Origin of the sequence: Candidatus Paracaedibacter symbiosus (assembly GCF_000757605.1) — a bacterium.
Taxonomy (GTDB): Bacteria; Pseudomonadota; Alphaproteobacteria; order Paracaedibacterales; family Paracaedibacteraceae; genus Paracaedibacter_A; species Paracaedibacter_A symbiosus.
This window is the reverse complement of sequence record NZ_JQAK01000016.1, coordinates 779-1,992: the sequence shown is the minus strand read 5'-3', so window position 1 is coordinate 1,992 and position 1,214 is coordinate 779. Positions and strand designations below refer to the sequence as shown.

The window sequence follows — 1,214 nt, the reverse complement described above, 5'->3', positions numbered from 1 at the left end:
CGGCAAGGGCAAGCTGACCGTAATAACTTCGTATAGCATACATTATACGAAGTTATACGACTGTCCCAGAAGAAGGAAGTCGTCGCCGAACTGGCCGACGTCGCCGCCAAGGCGCACTCCCTGATCGCCGCCGAGTACGCAGGCACCACGGTCTCCCAGATGACCGCGATGCGCAAGAAGGCCCGCGAAAACGGCGTGTTCCTGAAGGTTGTCAAGAACACGCTGGCCGCGCGCGCCGTCGAAGGCACGGAGTTCGAGTGCACCAAGGATGCGCTCGTGGGTCCGCTGCTGTATGCGTTCTCGACCGAGGAGCCCGGCGCTGCCGGTCGCCTGATCAAGGAGTTCGCCAAGACCAACGACAAGCTGCAGCCCAAGGTGGTTGCGGTGGGCGGCCAGCTGTATCCGGCCAGCCACGTCGAGGTCCTGGCTTCGCTGCCGACCCTCGAGCAGGCCCTGGCGATGGTCGCCCGTGCCCTGGCCGAGCCGGCCACCATGTTTGCTCGCGCGGTCAAGGCCGTCGCCGATCAGCAGGGTGGTGGCGATGCCGCGCCGGCCGACGCCGACGCCGCTGCCGCTGCCGAAGAAGCCGCGACCGAAGCCTGACCGCTTCGACGATTTCCTAAATTCCCTTTCCAGAAAACATTTCAGAAGGTAATCACAATGTCCCTTTCCAACGAGCAGATCGTCGAAGCCATCGCCGGCAAGACCCTCATGGAAGTGATGGAGCTGGTCAAGGCCATCGAAGAGAAGTTCGGCGTCTCCGCCGCCGCCCCGGTCGCCGTGGCCGCCGGCCCGGCCGGCCCGGCCGCCCCGGTCGAGGAGCAGACCGAGTTCACCGTCGTGCTGAAGGCCGCCGGCGAGAAGAAGGTCGAGGTCATCAAGGCCGTCCGCGCCATCACCGGCCTGGGCCTGAAGGAAGCCAAGGACCTGGTCGAAGGCGCCCCGAAGGACGTCAAGGAAGGCGTGTCCAAGGACGACGCCGCCAAGTTCAAGAAGGACCTGGAAGCCGCCGGCGCGACCGTCGAGCTCAAGTAAGCGACACCTTGCATCGCCGTTCCATTCGGTGATGCGCCAAGGCTGGGGGCGAAAGCCCCCGGCCTTTGGTCGTTCCGGGGCGCATGCCCCGTACGGCCGGATGCGACGACAGGCAAGACCTGCGAAACCCAGTTCCCGCATGCGGAGCTGGTAGTCGGAAGTAGCGTGAGATGGCGTGC

General features: G+C 65.0%; 2 protein-coding genes. Both read left to right on the top strand.

The window, feature by feature from the left end; genetic code table 11:
• Positions 1-54 precede the first annotated feature (54 nt).
• Positions 55-603 carry a 50S ribosomal protein L10 gene (rplJ, locus tag IG80_RS0111610; protein WP_032114191.1) on the top strand — a complete coding sequence of 183 codons (549 nt, stop codon included), beginning with the start codon at positions 55-57 and terminating at the stop codon, positions 601-603.
• Positions 604-660: 57 nt separating this feature from the next.
• The gene (rplL, locus tag IG80_RS0111605) at positions 661-1,035 is read left to right on the top strand and encodes a 50S ribosomal protein L7/L12 (RefSeq protein ID WP_032114190.1); all 375 of its coding nucleotides are present in this window, start codon (positions 661-663) and stop codon (positions 1,033-1,035) included.
• Positions 1,036-1,214: the final 179 nt, after the last annotated feature.